Source organism: Fibrobacter sp. UWB2 (assembly GCF_002210425.1).
Lineage (GTDB): Bacteria > Fibrobacterota > Fibrobacteria > Fibrobacterales > Fibrobacteraceae > Fibrobacter > Fibrobacter elongatus.
Genome location: NZ_MWQK01000001.1, coordinates 563136 through 580826 on the forward strand (window position 1 = coordinate 563136; position 17691 = coordinate 580826).

Sequence of the window (17691 nt, forward strand, 5' to 3'; positions counted from 1 at the left end):
GAATGACATGCAAGGGTATCAAGCGAGAGGTCACTTGTGAACTCGCATTTGATACCCGCAGCAGTCAAGCCACGAAGTGGAATGACATGAAAGGTTAGACAGTCCGGGGTGACTTAGGAGTCGATGATGAAAAAGTTTTTATTGACAGCACTTTGCGCAGCAACATCAACTTTTGCAGGGTCGTTTATCACATGGAACGGTGCAGACGAAAACGCTTACAATATCTGCCGAGTTGAAACCGGGCTTCTCAACGAAACAGAAATGAGCGGATTCTGGTTCACCTATGAAGATGACGGTGAGGGAGGCGCGTCCAAAGTCTATTGGGATCTCGATCCATGCCGAGATTGTTCAATATACTGGCTTGAACCCATCATCGATGATTGCAAAGGGATGTGCGGGACAGCTATTCTCAACAAATGGAATTCACCCCATACAGCATTTACGGGTATAGGTTTCAATGTCGTCGGACAACTTTCAGAAAAAGATTGGACACTAGTCACAGGCGATGCCTCTTCTTGGGGCGGACTCTGCGTGACTTACACTTCCGACGCAGACATACAACTTGAACTCGGCCTTGGCGAAGTTACCGATTCCATAATCAATTACGCAAATCCGGCAGTCAATCTCCCCGCCTCCAAGACTAGCAATAGAATGGTTTTCAGTTGGTCCGATTTTAAGCAACCTTCGTCGTACAACGGAGATGTCAAAATTGACGGTGAAACCGCAGCAAAGCAACTCGCTACGGTCAGGTTCAAGATACAAGCAGAAGACGGCGATTACCGTTTTAACATTTGCGCAGTCGGCCCCAAAGACGGCACATGCCCAGAACAATGCGGAATGCCAAGTGCAGGGATTCAAATTGCTCGCGGGACTTCCGCTGTCAATGCAATTTTGAACGGGCGCACGCTCGGATTCACGGGAATCAAGTCCACTGCAACAGCTGAAGTGATGAATTCTCTTGGGCAAGTCGTGATGAAGGGCGCCATTAACAACGCCACGAATAACGCGGCAACGCTTAACCTCGCCGCGCTCAATGCGGGAATTTATATGGTGCGCGTGAGCGGGAAAAACGTGAATTTCGCCAAGAAAATAGTACTGAGGTAACGCAAATACGAGAAGGTGATTCCCGGTCATCCCCGTCAAGCGAGGACAGGCGCCGGGAATGACAGAGGAGCCGAGCGATGCAGAAACATGTTTGCATGTTTCTATATCCGAGGCGAACAAGTCAAGCATCGAAGAGGAATGACATGCAAGGGTATCAAGCGAGAGGTCACTTGTGAACTCGCATTTGATACCCGCAGCAGTCAAGCCACGAAGTGGAATGACATGAAAGGTTAGACAGTCCGGGGTGACTTAGGAGGCTACGATGAAAAAGATTACGTTAGCAGCACTTTGCGCTGCGTCAGCCATTTACGCAGGCACATTCGAAACATGGAACGGAGCCGACGGAGTCCCCGCTGTAGAAACCGGACTAGGCAACGAAACCAATACTTACGGAATATGGTACGATTTTAATGATTCCTTCAATGGCGGTGAATCAAAAATCGTTTATCCAGTTCAACCATGTCACGAATATTATTCATGCGAACCTCACTATATGGATGCGGTTATTGAGCATTGTGAAGGAGTATGCGGGACAGCCACTCTCTATAGCGGCACATCGACTCAAAAACCGTTCTCCGGCATGGGATTCAACATCGTCGGAGAAGCATCCTCCACCGACAAAACATTAGTCGCAGGTGACGCCTCTGCTTGGGAAGGTCTCTGCGTGACCTACACATCGGATACAGACATATCCTTAGAACTCGGTCTTGGCGATACCATCGATTCAACGATGAATTATGCAAACCCAGCAGTAAACCTTCCGGCATCAAAAACCGACAAGAAAATTGAAGTGTCGTGGTCCGACTTTAAGCAACCTTCATGGTACGACGGATCAGTCAAATTTGACGGAGAAACAGCAGCAAAGCAACTTGTCGGAATTCATTTTAAGATTCAGGCAGAACCAGGTGATTACGAATTCAGAATTTGCGCCGTCGGGCCTAAAGATGGAACATGCCCGGAAAGATGCGGAATCCCCACACCACCGGACGATATCAAGGTCGCTCGCAGGGTTTCCGCAGTCAATGCAATTCTGAACGGGCGCACGCTCGGATTCACGGGAATCAAGTCCACTGCAACTGCCGAGGTTTTGAATTCCCTTGGGCAAGTCGTGATGAAGGGCGCCATTAACAACGCAACAAATAACGCCGCAAAGCTTAACCTAGCCACGCTTAACGCAGGAATTTATATGGTGCGCGTGAGCGGGAAAAACGTGAATTTCGCAAAGAAGATTGTGCTGAAGTAACGCAACACGGGATATAATGGATCCCGTCGCTTCGCTCCAGGATGACAGAAACCGAGAGTGGCGGGCATGACAAATGCGCTATATAGCACACAACGTATCATAAACAGACTTTGTTATACATATGATACGTATCATAAGAATACAATTCGTAATAAATTCATACTTTTTCATTTTATCTGATATTTCCTCAGAACATTTATACAAAACGAGTATATCTTATTTATAGTTCCACTATTGGACTAGGGAGGAAAATCATGAAACACGCAATCACGCTGGCAACAGCCATTTTTGCTGTATCCGCAGCATACGCCGGAACATTTCAACCATGGGACGGCGAAGAAGGAATATCTCAGGTCAATACCGGACTTGACAACGGTTCCGAAACTTCAGGTTATTGGTTCAGTTATGCCGATGACGGAGACGGAGGTGAATCGAAAGTCAATTGGCCTGCAGATACAAGAACCGAAACCGGGACATCACTAGACTCAGTCATTACACACTGCAAAGGAGTCTGTGGCGTCGCATCGCTATCTAAGGGCACATTAAAATACAACCCCTTTGTTGGCATCGGTTTTAACATTGTCGGAGAAGGTCTTGACGGAGACCCCGAAGCCGGAGATGCTACGGATTGGGGCGGGCTCTGCATCACATACACGTCAGACATAGCGCCAGACCTCGAGCTTGGTCTCGGAGCATTCGACGCCACTATCGAATATGCAAACCCGGTATTCAAACTTCCTAAAGCAACCTCAACCCCTGTAACCAAAGCCATACCTTGGTCTAAATTCACGCAACCTAGTTGGTATACAGGCGCCACAAAGATTTCCGGTCCAGAAGCAGCTAAGCAATTGGTTGCAGTCAAATTCAAGATTCAAGCCGTCAATGGCGACTACAACTTCAACATCAAAAAAATCGCACCATTTACAGCCTGCGATCCAGAAGGAAGCAATGCCATCAAGAGTATTCGCAATGCGTCATCTGTCAAGGCAACCCTTGCGGGCCGCACTCTAAACTTTATGGGAATCAAATCCAAAGCGGCAGTCGATATCATTAACACTCAAGGTCAAACTGTCGTCAGGGGAACAATCGATATCACAACAGCTTCGCTCGACCTAGCTTCACTCGACGCAGGGGTCTACATGATTCACGTCAACGGGAAAAACGTCAATTTCGCAAAGAAGATTATATTGAAGTAAAACAATACATGATAGCAGCCCCATAATAGCGTCTGGGGTAAAAGAAAACGCCCACGGGTTTACTACCCGTGGGCTGTTTTGCTAAGAAGGAGATTCCCGCTCGGAGGCGGGAATGACATACAAGGTTAGACAGCACGAACGCTTGCGTTCGTATTGGATAACCGCAGAGTCAAGCCTCGAAGAGGAATGACATTTCTTAAATTACGTGTGAGCATCCACCCATTCAGCGTTCTTCTTGCAAGCTTCGACAGACTTGTCGAAAGCAGCCTTTTCTTCGGCGCTCATCTTGACTTCGAGAATCTTTTCAACACCGTTTGCACCAACGACAACCGGCACGCCGCAGTAGAGGCCGTTCACGCCGTATTCGCCATTGAGCTTGGCAGCGCAGGAGAACACGCTCTTCTTGTCGAGGAGGTAAGCTTCAGCCATGTGGATTGCAGAGGTAGCCGGGCTGTAGAAAGCAGAACCGCGACCGAGGAGGTTCACGATTTCGCCACCTGCACCAGCGGTACGCTTTGCAAGTTCAGCAAACTTTTCCTTGCTCATGAGCTGAGAAACCGGGATACCGCCGACAGAGACGCATTCCATGATGGAGACCATCGTGTCGCCGTGGCCACCCATAACGAGAGCCTTGACGTCTTCGACGGAAACGCCGAGTTCGTCAGCAACGAAGCAAGCGAGACGAGCGGAGTCGAGCACGCCAGCCATACCGATGACCTTGTTGGCCGGGAGACCAGACTGCTTCTGCATGTTGTAGACCATGGCGTCGAGCGGGTTCGTAATAACGATTACGAATGCATCCGGAGCATTTTCCTTGATGGCTTCAGCAACAGTCTTGATAACGCCGCAGTTCTTGTCGAGGAGGTCGTCACGGCTCATGCCCGGCATACGCGGGAAACCAGCGGTAACGATAACAACGTCAGCACCCTTAATAGCGGAGTAATCAGTAGAACCCTGAAGATCAACGGACGAATTGATGACGGAGCGGCCTTCCATAATGTCGAGAGCCTTACCCTTCGGCATGCCCTGAGTCATCGGGATGTCGATAAGTACGACGTCGCCGAGGTTCTTCTGTGCAAGCACGAGAGCCATTGTACCACCAATTTGACCAGCACCAACGAGTGCAATCTTCTTTCTAGCCATGATTAACCTTCCTTTTAAGGTATTTAAAATTTTACGTGTCAAATATAGCAAAACAAATGTAAAACCGGCAACGTTACAATGTTATTTCTTTATCATCGAAGATGGAGACAACCACATCGTAACCCGTCATTTTTATAGTAACTAGTAACTACTAACTAGTAACTTTTCTATCTTTGCTCGCACTATGAGTATTGCAATTCCTCAACTGCCCAAGGGCACACGTGATTTTTACCCGGAAGCCGAACGCATCCAGAACTATATTTTTGACACTTGGCGCAAGGTCGCCGAAAGCTTCGCCTACGAAGAATACGAAGGTCCGATGTTTGAACATCTGGAACTTTACACCGGCAAGTCCGGCGAAGAAATCGTAAGCCAGCTTTATAACTTCAAGGACAAGGGCGACCGCGAAATTGCTCTCCGCCCCGAAATGACGCCGACACTCGCCCGCCTCGTGATCCAGAAGGCCCGCGAACTCAAGAAGCCGTTCAAGTGGTTCTCCATGCCGCGCCTGTTCCGTTACGAAAAGGCTCAGAAGGGCCGTCTCCGCGAATTCTTCCAGCTGAACATGGACATCATCGGCACTGAAAGCATCTACGCCGAAGCTGATTTGCTCGCTTCTATCGCTACAATGCTCCGCAAATTCGGCCTCAAGGACGCGGACTTTGCCATTGGCGTTTCGAGCCGCAAGCTCCTTGCCACCTACCTCGAAGAAATTGGCGCCCCGAACCCGGCTCTCGTTTACCCGGTTCTTGACCGTCGCTTGAAAATCGGTCCGGAAGCTTTCGCCAAGGCTCTTACCGAAGCTGGACTTTCCGAAGCACAGATTAAGCAGCTCGACGATTTCATGAGCTGCAAGTCTATCGAAGAAGTGCGCGCCGCCGTGAAGAGCGAAAACGCAACCGCAGCCCTCAAGGAAATCGAAGACCTCTTTGCTACGCTTGCGGCCGCAGGCTTTAGCGAATGCGTGAACCTCGACCTTTCCATTGTGCGTGGCCTCGCCTACTACACCGGCATCGTGTTCGAAGTCTTTGACAAGGGTAAATCCATGCGCGCTATCGCAGGCGGTGGACGTTATGACAGCCTCACCGAAAAGCTCGGTGGCGACCGCATCCCGGGCGTTGGCTTTGGCATGGGCGACGTCGTGCTCGCCGACCTCCTCCGCGAACGTGGACTTTTGCCGAGCCCGAAGCAGCATGTGGACTTCTACATCGCAAGCTTCACGAACGACATGAAGAAGATTTTCGAAACGGCCCAGGTGTTCCGCGCAAACGGCAACTCTGTTTCTCACCCGCTCGCCACCATGAAGATGGGCAAGCAGCTGGAACAGGCCAACTACCAGGGCGCAAGCATCGTCGTTTATGTCGATGGTGACAAGGCCCAAGCCGGTCAGTTCGAATTCAAGGACCTCCGTGACGGCACCATGCACGTGGGCGACACTGCCGCAATCATCGAACGCAGCAAACAGAACATCGAATCGAAAAAATCATAAAGGAGATCCCCGGTCAAGCCGGGGATGACATCTCTGCATGACTCCAGTAAAAGTATTACTCAGCATCATTTCTCTGTTCCTCGTCCTCGGGGTGATGGCGCTTGCCTACCCTGAAGACGGAATCCATGTTGGCGATACGACGCTCCGCTACCCGAAGCTCTCCCAGGTTTTCGAGAAGGCCGAAACAACGACGGACTCCGCCGGAAACAAGGTGAAAGTCGAACAGGTCGACCCGGAAGACGCCATCCGCCAGATGATGGAAGAGACCAAGGCAAAGCAATTTGCGGCGTTCTCGGACTCGCTCAAGTACTACGAAGACTTCTTTAGAGAAGGCCGTACGCGCTTTGACCTGCCGAACAACGACCTCACGTGGTTTGACCGCTTCTTCACGAGCCTCCAGAATGCGCAGAAGGATTCGAGCGTTGTCCACGTCATCCATTACGGTGACTCGCAGCTCGAAGAAGACCGCATCTCGTCGACAATCCGCGAAGACTTGCAGACCGAATTTGGCGGTAACGGACCGGGTATGCTCCCCGCCGTGATGCACATTCCGTCGCAGTCGACCTCGCAGTGGAACAACGGCGACTTGCAGCGCTACATCATCTTTGGACCCAAGGAAGAACACGCCACGCACAACCGCTATGGACCATTGGCCCAGGTGGGTGAACTCAACGGTTCTGCCGTTATCGGCGTCAAGAAGCGCGAAGGCCGCAAGGATATGTTCCCGCACGTTGGTGGCTACTCCACCATCAAGGTTCTCTCAAGCAACAAGGGAAGCTTAAAGCTCCGCCTCACCTACGAACATGAGGTCATGGAACAGGTTGGAACAAACGCTGACGGTTCTCCGAAGATCAAGACAAAGAACAAGAAAGAAACTGCAGCCGCTCCAGTTGTTGAAAAGTTCACGAAGCTGAACGTTTATACGTGGAAACTCCCGGACACGACTTCGAATATCAAGCTCTACCTGAGCGGTCGTACAGAAATCTATGCTATTTCTGTGGACGGTTCTTACGGTGTCGCTGTGGATAACGTTGCCATGCGCGGAAGCTCGGGTACGGTATTCCACAAAATCGATAGCCAGCTCCTCGCCGAATCTTACAAGGCCATGAACGCCAAACTCATCATCATGGAATACGGCGGAAACATGGTTCCGAGCATGACTCCCAAGAATCTTGACTGGAGCAAGAAGCTCATTACCAGACAAATTCAATCCGTCAAGAAAGCCAATCCGGATGCAGACATTTTGTTCATCGGTCCAGCCGACATGGCAAAACAAATTAACGGAAGATGGCAAACATACCCGGGACTTGGCATCACCATCAAGATGCTTCGTGAAGTGGCTCTTGAAAACGGCCTTGCCTACTGGGATATGCACCGCGTGATGGGTGGCGAAAACGCCATGATCAAGTGGGTCAAGAAGTCCCCGCCGCTTGGCTTTACGGACCACGTGCACTTTACGCGCAAAGGCGCCTCTTACATGGGCGACCTCTTCTGCTCTTCACTCCATATGTACTACGATTACTTCCAGTTCCGCGACAGGCACCACCTGAACGATTCGAAACTTAAGGACATCCGCAAGTTCTCGGACAACAAGCAGGCAAATGCCGACACGACCAAAGTAATCGACTTGAACAAAGAAAAGCTAAATCCTTAAATACCGGAGGGGGTGTTAAGTGAAGAAAAAGCTTGCCGTCATTGCTGCCATACTTGGCATTGTTAGCATGGGCTCCATGGTTTCTGCAAAGGACATGGAAATCACCCCGGGCTACTATGACGTTGACTTTACGAAATACGATTTTATCGATACGTCTTTGAATACCATCCAGTTCCCGCAAGGGAGCGCTAGTTTCGAGCCGTTCTTCAAGAAGCTCGACACGCTCGTTTTCGAGAACAGGGGCAAGGTGCGCATCCTCCACATTGGCGGTTCGCACTTGCAGGCAGACGTCATCTCGGGCCGCATCCGCGAACACCTGGTAAAGGAATATCCGGGTGCATCGGCAGGCCGCGGTTTCGTATTCCCGTATTCGGCAGCTAGGACAAACACCCCTGCAAGTTACGCTAGCTATTATAAAGGCATCTGGGACAAGAACAAGAACGTCCAGCACGAAATCACTAAACCGCTCGGACTCCTTGGCATTGCCATCAGCACTCGCGACCCGCGTGCCGAAATTACGCTCCTTTTGGACAAGTACAATACCGAACCGATTTGGGGCGAAACGAGCTTTAGAGTTTTCGGCTATAGCGACAGCAACGACGTCGAACCGGTGCTCCGCATCGATTCCATGGACGTCTTTGGAACGTTCGATGCCTCTAGCCAGAGCTACGTTTTCACGAGCCCGCGCCCGATTGACACCATCCAGATTGCGTTCCGCTGGGCAGATACGACCAAGCAGGCCGAAGTCGCCGCATTCATCACGGACTCGCTCTACAAGGATTCCGTCGCCCGCGCAGACTCGCTCGCCCGCGTCGCCGATTCACTCCGCATGGATTCGCTCGGCATTACGCCTCCAGCCGCACAGCAAATGGCACAGGCCGTTGCCGCAGACTCGATGTTCCAGGGCGACTGCGAAGACGTTCTCGACACGAACTGCCTGAACCGCGACGAAGACATGCAAGCCGCACTAGATTCCGTTGCCGCAGATACGGTTCCGCCTCGCCCGCACTTTACGCTCACGGGCATCTTGGCAGAGAACAATGCGCCCGGCATCACGTACACAAACGTCGGCATCAACGGCGCCAAGGTTTCGAACTACTTTGAAGAAACATGCCCGCTCTTTGAAAAGGAAATGTCCTATTACAAACCGGACCTCGTGATTTTCGCCATCGGCATCAACGATGCGAACGTCGAAGTCTTTAATGACAAGGTGTTCCGCGAAGATTACGACATGCTCATCAAGCGCATCCGCAAGGTAAGCCCCAAAACGGCATTCATTTTCGAGACAAACAACGATTCCTACCGCAAGGTCCGCAAGAAAAAATACGTGCAGCACCCGAACGGTGAAGTCGCACGCAAGGCATTCTTTATGCTCGCGGACAAGCACAAGGCAGGTGTCTGGGACAAGTTCTCCATCATGGGTGGCTTAGGTTCCATGGCCAAGTGGGAAAAGGCAGACCTAGCCAAGAAAGACAAGGTCCACTTCAAAACCGCTGGCTACCAGCTGCTCGGCGATATGTTCTACAAGGCTTTGATGCAGGCCTACTTCGATCACATTGCAAGCCTCCCCGCCGAAGCTCCGGTCGTTGCACAGGCTAAACCCGCAGCAGCCCCGGCTCCCGCTCCGGCACCAAAGACAATTCCGGCTGCATCGAGTGTAGCCCCGAAGGCGCAAGCCCCAACGGTAAAGACGGCTTCGAGTACAGCCACAACGGCTACCGCTACAGCACAAGCTCCGAGAGTTCCGGCAAATGCAAAGACCGCAGCCACGATTCAAGCGAAAGTCGCCGCCCCCGCACCCGCAAATGCTCCTGCGACAACGCCAGCCAAAACGGTTGTCCCTCCGCAAATGCCAAAGATTGCCGCCGCAGCCCATAAAGATGTCCCCATGCCTGAAGTCGTAAAACAGACAGCGCAACCCGCACAGCCTCAAATTCAAGTTCCGCTGAAACCCGAAGCCCAGGACAAGAAATAAATTTTCTAATTTACAAGCCCAAAAATCATGCTTGACTATATCATCCCCTACCTGACCCGCACATTCGCGTTTGACCCGAACTCCCCACTACTCTTCACCCAGTTCTATTTCTGGGGTTTCTTCGCGGTCGTCTTCGCCATCTTCTCGCTAGTCCACAGCAAGCTTTTGCTCCGCAACGCGTTCCTGTTTGCGACGAGCTTGTTCTTCTACTACAAGACGAGTGGCAGCTACGTGTGCATCCTCATCTTCTGCGTGATAGCAAACTTCTTCATCGGCAAGTGGATTGAGAAAGCTGAAGAAAAGTGGAAAAAGAAACTTTTGATGATTATAGTCGTGATTATCGACTTGTTGGTGCTCTGCTATTATAAATACTCTTACTTCTTCCTGGACGCACTTTACGACTTTACCGGCATTGAGCTCCACGTTTACAACTTCTTTGCCGCCGCAAGCAACGCGATGTTCAACACGCACTCGCTCGTCGATACGATTATCCTCCCGGTCGGTATTTCGTTCTTCACGTTCCAGGCGATGAGCTACTGCATCGACATTTACCGCGGTAAAATCAAGGCTGTAGACAACATTTTGAACTTCGGCTTTTACCTTTCGTTCTTCCCGCAGCTCGTGGCAGGCCCGATTGTGCGAGCAGACAAGTTTGTGCCGCAGCTTTACAAGCCGTATTTCCTCCCCCGTCGCGCCTTCGGCATGGCAGTGTTCTGGATTTTGAACGGTCTTGCCAAAAAGATCATCTTGAGCGACTACCTCGCCACAAACTTTGTGGACCGCGTTTTCGACACGCCGCTCCTCTTTACCGGCCTTGAAAACCTGATTGCCCTTTTCGCTTATTCGTTACAGGTTTACGCCGACTTCTCGGGTTACACGGATATCGCGATCGGCGTTGCCCTCCTCATGGGCTTCCGCCTGCCGCAAAACTTCAACAGCCCGTACAAGGCCAAGAGCCCGACCGAATTCTGGCGTCGTTGGCACATCTCGCTTTCTAGCTGGTGGCGCGATTACTTGTACATCCCCCTTGGCGGTAACAGGAACGCAACCGTCGGCACGTTCTTCTGGATGGGATTCTTGAGCCTTGTGGCCATTCTCCTTTCTGGCAGCATGTGGGTCGGCATCGCTCTTGGCGTGTTCTTCCTCTACATTGCGATTTTCGCCTACTTCAAGCCGGAATCCCGCAAGACGATTACCACGAACATGAACGCTATGGCAACGCAGATTGTCGGCGGTTGGTGGCATGGCGCTAGCTGGAACTTCATCATCTGGGGCGGTTTGAACGGCTTTGGCCAGGTGTTCAACAAGCTCTGGGTCAAGCGCAGCGCAACCGTCCGCGCCTCGATTGCTCTTGGATTCTTTGCTCTGAGCGCGATTCTCTACAAGCACTACACAATTCCTATATGCGCCATTACGGCCGTGTGGTTCGGCGTGCTTTTCGTGGGCATCTACTCGACCATCATTTATCATTTGTTCTGCCAAAAACAATTGCCGTGGCTCACGACCGCATGGAATGTGACGCTCACGTTTGTGTTCATCACGTTCACGCGTCTCTTCTTCCGCGCAGGCTCGAACCTCGACCCGGCAGAAGCAAACGAAGTCGCATGGAACACGGCAAAGAACATGGTGCACCAGATGGGTACCGCCTGGCGCTGGGACACGATTCTCCCGATTGCATGGGAACACATCAATATCATCCTCGTGTTCATCGCTGGTATGCTTATCCACTGGATTCCGAAGCGCGTGAAGTCTCGTTACCGCATCACGTTTGCATCGCTCCCGATTCCGGGAATGGTGGCGGCGACGGCGTTCATCATCTTTGTGATTTATCAGTTCATGAGCGCAGACAGTTGTCCGTTCATTTACTTCCAGTTCTAAATCAGACAGAAAGGGCGTGCCAAGCACGCCTTTTTTTACAGACAAGCCTCATCAATTAGATTGTTCTATATAATACATTTATCCAAATAAACACAGAACAACGCTCAAAAAACTGTGCTTTTGAGGTCAATTCTTACATATCTTTACATCCCATTAATTTATTTTGTATAGTAAATAATTAGGAGGAAATTTGATGCTCAAAAAAATTCATAACATTCTGGGGAAATTGTTCCTTTCAGGAGCATCGTTCTTTTGGGCTAGCTGCGATTCGGCTACGTCAGCCGACAAGCCTTCTGCATTTATAGACATTGACCAAGAGCTTGCCAAATTAACAACAACGGATACCACCGGACTCAGAGGAAAATGTGTCCCCTCGTATCGATATTGCGATGTTATTAATGGCGACAACAACTATTATGACGCACAAGCTCACGCGGCATCAATTGCCATCAAAAAGCTCGAGGAACAGCACAAGGATGTTCCAGACTATTGGTACGGCTATAACGGTTGTTACAGGGATCTCTTAGGGCATCTAGGAAACGCCCCTGTATATGGTGTTCCCGAATGCCCCACTGATTTGACTCCTTGCGAAACAGACGGATCGACCTACAGCGTTTATAACCAAGTCCGCATCGACGACGCCTACATTGAGGCCCTCCTACACAACGAAAAGTCTTATCAAGAAACCTTCAAAAACACTCTCGAAGAAATCAACGAAGGCATGGAAAAATGCGAAGCGCAATAGCGACTTTTTGACCATTTTTATCGAATTTTGCACATCCAAGGGTTTTCATAAGTTTACAAGAATACTACACAAAGTTTTCTTGTTAATATCCCGTGAAAAAATATCCTAAACATAGTGACAAAACCCTAAAATTTGAGTATTTTTGAGCCCATATATATAGATTGCGTATTTTATATGAAGATTAAAACTATACTCATTGCAGGAGTCCTGCCAATCGCCCTTTTTGCAAAAGATGACGACATGGCCGGAAAAATTGTTCCTCGCTTGGTTGACTCCAGAAACACGGAATTGAACCAGACTATCGACGGCATTAACGACTTTGCGCCAGAAGCTGAAGCCCCGACCGTCGGAAAATTTTTCATCAACGAAAGCAATTTTACCCAGAAAAAATCTAAGGCCCGCAAGGCTAAGGCTGCAGCAAAGCCGAAGGTCGAAACTGTAGCCAAGTTTGATGCGCCCCAAGATTCTATCACAAGCGATCTCGGAACCGAAGAAGGCATCAACAGCGATAGCCTCGATACCGAAGAAGCCGCACGCGAATACGCCGAAGCCGATGCCGATATCAAGGCAACGACGGACTCCGCCTCCACAGGAGCTCCGGCCAAGCTCTTTGTCCTCGACATGACGACATCCATCATCCCGACGGAAAGCCGCCGCATCGCAGGCCACTACGGCCCGCGCAAGCACCGCATGCACCGCGGTGTTGACCTCGGTCTCTGCCACGGTGAAGACCGTACGATTGTCGCCGCATTCGCAGGCAAGGTCGTCAAGGTCCGCAACCAGGGCCGCCGCAAGGGTTATGGTCGCTACGTGATTTTGGACCACGGCAATGGCCTCACCACGCTTTACGCCCACCTCGAACGCTGGAAGGTCAAGGTCGGCGATGAACTCCAGGCCGGCGATACGATTGGCGTTGGAGGCAACTCGGGCCGCTCGTTCGGTGCCCACCTGCACTTTGAAATGCGCTACAACGGCGTGTACATCAACCCGGAAACAGTCTATGACTTTGCAGAAGGCACGTTCAGGGACATCTCCGTCACGCTCGATACAGACAAGTTGCAAGAAGCCGAAGCCGCCTACCAGAAGGAAATCGGCAAGAGCAAGTTCTACAAGGTCCGCCCCGGCGACTGCCTCGGAAAGATTGCCCACAAGTACGGCACGTCTGTCGAACGCATCAAGCGTTTGAACAACCTCAAGTCCGAAAAGATCCGCCCGGGTCAAATACTCCGCTGCTCATAAAGCCGTAGAAAGCAAACGGCAGGATGAGAAATGCCTGCCTAGAAATTTGTCATGCCCGCCTCCGAGCGGGCATCTCCTTTTTATAACAAAATTGCAACTCTAGTAACAAACAACAAGAAACCCGCCGGGCGGGCAACGATGTCGAGAGCACTACTCTTTAGCGATTTTATCGTATGCCTGGATGAGTTCGCGGTCCATATCACGGCGATGCGCCGGAGACGCAAACTTGTTGAGCACCTGACTCTTATAAATCGTCCAGTTGCGCGAGAAAGCCATGTGCATCACGGCCGCAATCAAGAGGCCCGGCAAAAGGCTATAGCCGCCAGTCATTTCGCAGACCATCACGACACCCGCAATCGGAGCCTTCGCAGCGCCAGCAAAGAACGCGGCCATTCCGACGAGAATGAACATCTCGGGCATGCGGATAAATCCCGGGAACGCAAGTTCGCATATTCCAGCAAACATGGCGCCAATAACCCCACCAATAAATAGCGATGGTCCAAAGACACCCCCAGAACCGCCCGAACCGACCGTAAGCGCTGTCGCCACAATCTTAGCAAGCACGATGCCGAGCAAGAGGAGCACGCCCCACACGGTATGCGGCACAAGCCCCGTCATCAGGTTATCGATAAATTCAAAGCCGCCGCCCGAGACCTCCGGGAAGGCAAGCACCAAGAACGAAATGAACGCACCACCCATCGCAGGCTTGAGCCACACGGGAATCGCCCACTTGCTAAAGCGCCGTTCCGAAGCGTAATAGCAACGCACATACATGTACGAGAACGGGAAGCACAAAATTCCGAGCAGCGCGCACGCCAAAAGCTCGACGCCGTTCGTAAACGGGAAATCCATCGTGCAGCCAATCACTGGTGCGGAACCAACAAATGCAATATAAACCGTAAACGCCACCACCGACGAGATAATCGAAGTCGCAAAGGCGTTCGACTCAAAGTCCTCGCGATAAAGCATCTCGACCGATGTGAGCGCCCCCGCAAGCGGAGCCTTGAAAATGGCGCCAAGCCCTGCCGCCGTGCCCGCCAGCATAAACTGCCCGCGCATCATTCGCGGCATCTTGAAAAACTTACAAATCGTCGATGCAATACCTGAGCCAATCTGCGAAATCGGCCCCTCGTAACCTGCCGAGCCGCCCGTCGCAAGCGTCATGATGCTCGCCACAAACTTCACCGGCGCCACGCGCGCCCGCACATTCCCGCCCTGGTGATGGAACGAATAAATCATCTTGTCGGTGCCCTGCCCCGCCGTCTCCGGCGCACGCGCCACTTTGTGGATGAAAAGCCCGACAACAAGCCCGCCAATCGCAGGCACCGCGGCAAAAGCGTACCACGGCAAAAGCCCAAGCGTCCACGGCTTACGCACCCATTCAATCGCCGTGCCAAGCCCAAAATGGAAAGCAACCGCGACAAGCCCCGTCACGCAACCGATTACCGCAGCAAGCCCAAGCTTCGGCAAGTAACCATTCACTACGAGAAGTTTCGCAATCGTCCGATGAATACGCTTCACAGGCCGCAAGATAGAAATTTTGGGGTTCCCTTCACACTCATTTTTTATATATTTCCAATCCAAAAAGCGAAATAGCAAAAAATTATGCGACTCGAAGTACATCCAGATAATCCGCAGCCTCGCATCGTGAAGCAGGCCGCCGAAATCCTCGAAGACGACGGACTCGTCCTCTACCCCACCGAATCTGGCTACGCCATCGGCTGCAACGCCGAATCCTCCAAGGCCATCCACAAGCTTTACGCCCTCAAGAAACCCATGAAAAAATTCTTCATGGCGCTCATCGTCCCAGACATCCGCTTTGCCACCGGCTACGCCCACGTGAGCAATTTTGCGTTCAACATCATCAAGCAGCGAGTGCCCGGCCCGTACACATTCATTTTGCCCGCCGACCCGCACATTGCACGCAAGCTCGACGTGAAACGCCCGGAAATCGGCATCCGCATCCCGACGCACCCGTTTTTCAAGGAACTCTTCCAGCACTTTGACAAGCCCATCCTCAGCACGGCAGCCAAGCTCAGCGAAGAGGACATGTACGAGACAGACGACATCTGGAAAACGTTCCAGCATTCCGTAGACATGATGGTCGACTGCGGCAACATCGAAATCAACCCGACGAACATCGTGAGCCTCATCGGAGACAGCGTAGAAGTCATCCGCGGGGAACTGGTGTAAGAAACTTTCACGTAAGAGAAAAGGGCCGCTGAAAAGCGACCCTTTTGCTATACCCGGTTCGCGAGTCGAACGCGAGTTTAATCCTTAGGAGGGACTCGTTCTATCCATCTGAACTAACCAGGCGAGTAAGCGCAGACGAATATAGTAAATAATCCGGAAGTTATCAACCAAAAGCGTCCACCTTTAATGCCTGATGCACCCAAGATGTCAAAAAAGAACGCCCGTCACCGTTTTCACGATGGCGGACGCATTATCAACAACTAACAAAAAATCGAAAGAAAAAATTACTTTTTCTTTGCAACCTTATTTGCGTTTCCTACGAACGGAATACCAAAGATGAGCTTCGGATCGTCCAAGAACTTGACCATCTTAGCCACGCTAGCTCTCAATTCCTTGAGGTTTGCCTTATACTTAGTTCTAACAGGGATACCCTTGATAAGAACCGGGTCAAAGACCTTAAACTTTTCATCAACCTGTTTTGCAAGCTTCAGCAAGGCGGAAGCTTCCTTAGTCGCCTTAACGGTCACCTTCGGGTCGAGTTCTTCAACAGCGGTGGTTTTGGATGTAGTTTTTTTCGTGGTTTTGGTAGCCATTTTATCCTCTTTGTTTAGGTTTGTGGTTAGTTATAACAAGCTTTCCATCTTGTCATTCCTATACAACTTCATTGCATATTCATCACAGATGGCACATAAGATTCTTTCATGCGTACAAACTTCGGCAGAAACACCTTCCAGGCTGCCGGTTGTATAAAAAGATGTGCAGCCGCATTCATGCGCAAGACAGCGATAACGGATAGCACATTCTTTGCATTGCTTTTTATCATTATTGATAAAGCGTTCTACAGCCTTTGGCAAAATATTCTTATAAATACCGCTTTGTTCATCAAGAACATTACCTAAAGAATAAGGAGCTTTAGGCTGACTTGATATAAAGCGCGAACAAGGGAACACATTGCCATTCGTCGCAACAACAAAGGCTTCTGAAGATATAAAGCAAGTATATTCTTTTTGGCGTTTGCCCAGCAGCTCCATCGAAACTTTATCTTGAATAGTGCTTAAATAAAAATCTTTTTTCTGTCTTTTACTTTTATACCAAAATCTTGCCAGCTTTTCGTATTCAACAATCAAAGCATCAAAATCTTCACTCGTCCATTTTCCATTGAAATCAGGAGATGTTCCCACATTGGTAAAGCCTTGTTTGAAAACCCACTTTACCGCATCAGAAAAACCGTGAACATGTTTTGGAGTAATTACCATCAAAACAACAGCGTTCAAATCGACCAAAGCAGGGATATAAGGAGCTATATATTTAAAGCTTCCTCGCCCATCAACAGTTTTCCTAGACAAATTCTGCTTATTTTTCGGGCCATCCAATGAAAGCGCTACAGAAAAGCCTTCTTTTTTAAGATAGCCGATAACATCGTCATTCAGCAAAGTTCCATTTGTGTTGACCGTAAAAAGCAACTTAAATTTCTTAGGCAACTCGCTCCTACGAGACTTCACCAATTTTCTGGCAAACGTAACCGTTTTACGAATAATATCCATTCGCAAAAGAGGTTCACCGCCAAAAAAAGTAATATTCAAAAAATTATGATTCAGTTCAGCAGCTTTTCGAAGCGCAAGAGAGACAGCCTTTTCCATAACCTCGTCGGACATTACAGCCTTACGGGCCGCATGGCTATCCCTATAATAGCAGTAATCACACCGAAGATTACACTGTTCTGTTATACTTAATTCTAAATTCACTTACCCTTCCCAATTATCAACAATATAACACCAAAATATCTATAAAGTATTAAAATGTTAATTTGCAAACATTTTTATACAATTAAA

Annotated in this window: 14 protein-coding genes and 1 tRNA gene; 10 read left to right on the plus strand and 5 right to left on the minus strand. The window is 50.2% G+C overall.

Going from position 1 to position 17691, the window contains the following annotated elements; translation table 11 throughout:
* Positions 1-126: 126 nt before the first annotated feature.
* The 3 genes from B7982_RS02435 to B7982_RS02445 all read left to right on the plus strand — a co-directional run bounded on the left by B7982_RS02435 (position 127) and on the right by B7982_RS02445 (position 3543).
* Positions 127-1104: a T9SS type A sorting domain-containing protein gene (locus B7982_RS02435; RefSeq protein ID WP_088659389.1), complete on the plus strand. Its 978-nt coding sequence runs from the start codon at positions 127-129 to the stop codon at positions 1102-1104.
* Between the two features lie 262 nt (positions 1105-1366).
* Positions 1367-2347 (plus strand): T9SS type A sorting domain-containing protein, encoded by a 981-nt coding sequence (locus tag B7982_RS02440; protein ID WP_088659390.1) that lies wholly within the window; start codon positions 1367-1369, stop codon positions 2345-2347.
* A 254-nt stretch (positions 2348-2601) separates the two neighbouring features.
* A complete protein-coding gene (locus B7982_RS02445) occupies positions 2602-3543 on the plus strand; it encodes a T9SS type A sorting domain-containing protein (RefSeq protein WP_088659391.1) in 942 nt (313 codons plus the stop codon).
* A gap of 201 nt (positions 3544-3744) precedes the next feature.
* On the opposite strand, the gene mdh is transcribed toward B7982_RS02445, so the two are convergent.
* A complete protein-coding gene (gene mdh / locus B7982_RS02450) occupies positions 3745-4686 on the minus strand; it encodes a malate dehydrogenase (protein WP_014547218.1) in 942 nt (313 codons plus the stop codon).
* A 184-nt stretch (positions 4687-4870) separates the two neighbouring features.
* On the opposite strand from mdh, the gene hisS reads away from it, so the two are divergent.
* The 6 genes from hisS (at position 4871) to B7982_RS02480 (ending at position 13666) form a co-directional block, all read left to right on the plus strand.
* Entirely contained in the window at positions 4871-6175 is a 1305-nt protein-coding gene (gene hisS, locus B7982_RS02455) for a histidine--tRNA ligase (protein ID WP_088659392.1), read from the plus strand.
* A 37-nt stretch (positions 6176-6212) separates the two neighbouring features.
* Positions 6213-7829 carry a hypothetical protein gene (locus B7982_RS02460; RefSeq protein ID WP_088659393.1) on the plus strand — a complete coding sequence of 539 codons (1617 nt, stop codon included), beginning with the start codon at positions 6213-6215 and terminating at the stop codon, positions 7827-7829.
* Positions 7830-7848: 19 nt separating this feature from the next.
* The gene (locus B7982_RS02465; protein WP_088659394.1) at positions 7849-9804 is read left to right on the plus strand and encodes a GDSL-type esterase/lipase family protein; all 1956 of its coding nucleotides are present in this window, start codon (positions 7849-7851) and stop codon (positions 9802-9804) included.
* A 27-nt stretch (positions 9805-9831) separates the two neighbouring features.
* Complete coding sequence (locus tag B7982_RS02470) at positions 9832-11682, plus strand: MBOAT family protein (RefSeq protein ID WP_085490479.1); 1851 nt, start codon at positions 9832-9834, stop codon at positions 11680-11682.
* Positions 11683-11875: 193 nt separating this feature from the next.
* On the plus strand, positions 11876-12427 hold the full coding sequence (locus tag B7982_RS02475; protein ID WP_088659395.1) for a hypothetical protein: 552 nt from the start codon (positions 11876-11878) through the stop codon (positions 12425-12427).
* A 174-nt stretch (positions 12428-12601) separates the two neighbouring features.
* Entirely contained in the window at positions 12602-13666 is a 1065-nt protein-coding gene (locus B7982_RS02480) for a peptidoglycan DD-metalloendopeptidase family protein (protein WP_233138326.1), read from the plus strand.
* 150 nt (positions 13667-13816) lie between these two features.
* Here B7982_RS02480 and B7982_RS02485 read toward each other — a convergent pair whose 3' ends face one another.
* Positions 13817-15187 carry a chloride channel protein gene (locus tag B7982_RS02485; RefSeq protein ID WP_088659396.1) on the minus strand — a complete coding sequence of 457 codons (1371 nt, stop codon included), beginning with the start codon at positions 15185-15187 and terminating at the stop codon, positions 13817-13819.
* Positions 15188-15271: 84 nt separating this feature from the next.
* Here B7982_RS02485 and B7982_RS02490 point away from each other — a divergent pair, with 84 nt between their 5' ends.
* Positions 15272-15859 carry an L-threonylcarbamoyladenylate synthase gene (locus B7982_RS02490; RefSeq protein ID WP_088659397.1) on the plus strand — a complete coding sequence of 196 codons (588 nt, stop codon included), beginning with the start codon at positions 15272-15274 and terminating at the stop codon, positions 15857-15859.
* Between the two features lie 50 nt (positions 15860-15909).
* Here B7982_RS02490 and B7982_RS02495 read toward each other — a convergent pair.
* From B7982_RS02495 to B7982_RS02505, 3 genes are all read right to left on the minus strand, one after another.
* Positions 15910-15982, minus strand: a tRNA-Arg gene (locus B7982_RS02495).
* Positions 15983-16143: 161 nt separating this feature from the next.
* Positions 16144-16452 carry a hypothetical protein gene (locus B7982_RS02500; RefSeq protein ID WP_088659398.1) on the minus strand — a complete coding sequence of 103 codons (309 nt, stop codon included), beginning with the start codon at positions 16450-16452 and terminating at the stop codon, positions 16144-16146.
* A gap of 30 nt (positions 16453-16482) precedes the next feature.
* Entirely contained in the window at positions 16483-17604 is a 1122-nt protein-coding gene (locus tag B7982_RS02505) for a radical SAM protein (RefSeq protein ID WP_088659399.1), read from the minus strand.
* Positions 17605-17691 lie beyond the last annotated feature (87 nt).

Excerpts from the sequence above, each read along its gene's own strand:
- B7982_RS02435 (WP_088659389.1), top strand. The coding sequence starts at position 127 with ATGAAAAAGTTTTTATTGACAGCACTTTGCGCAGCAACATCAACTTTT.
- B7982_RS02440 (WP_088659390.1), top strand. The coding sequence starts at position 1,367 with ATGAAAAAGATTACGTTAGCAGCACTTTGCGCTGCGTCAGCCATTTAC.
- B7982_RS02445 (WP_088659391.1), top strand. The coding sequence starts at position 2,602 with ATGAAACACGCAATCACGCTGGCAACAGCCATTTTTGCTGTATCCGCA.
- mdh (WP_014547218.1), bottom strand. The coding sequence starts at position 4,686 with ATGGCTAGAAAGAAGATTGCACTCGTTGGTGCTGGTCAAATTGGTGGT.
- hisS (WP_088659392.1), top strand. The coding sequence starts at position 4,871 with ATGAGTATTGCAATTCCTCAACTGCCCAAGGGCACACGTGATTTTTAC.
- B7982_RS02460 (WP_088659393.1), top strand. The coding sequence starts at position 6,213 with ATGACTCCAGTAAAAGTATTACTCAGCATCATTTCTCTGTTCCTCGTC.
- B7982_RS02470 (WP_085490479.1), top strand. The coding sequence starts at position 9,832 with ATGCTTGACTATATCATCCCCTACCTGACCCGCACATTCGCGTTTGAC.
- B7982_RS02475 (WP_088659395.1), top strand. The coding sequence starts at position 11,876 with ATGCTCAAAAAAATTCATAACATTCTGGGGAAATTGTTCCTTTCAGGA.
- B7982_RS02480 (WP_233138326.1), top strand. The coding sequence starts at position 12,602 with ATGAAGATTAAAACTATACTCATTGCAGGAGTCCTGCCAATCGCCCTT.
- B7982_RS02490 (WP_088659397.1), top strand. The coding sequence starts at position 15,272 with ATGCGACTCGAAGTACATCCAGATAATCCGCAGCCTCGCATCGTGAAG.
- B7982_RS02500 (WP_088659398.1), bottom strand. The coding sequence starts at position 16,452 with ATGGCTACCAAAACCACGAAAAAAACTACATCCAAAACCACCGCTGTT.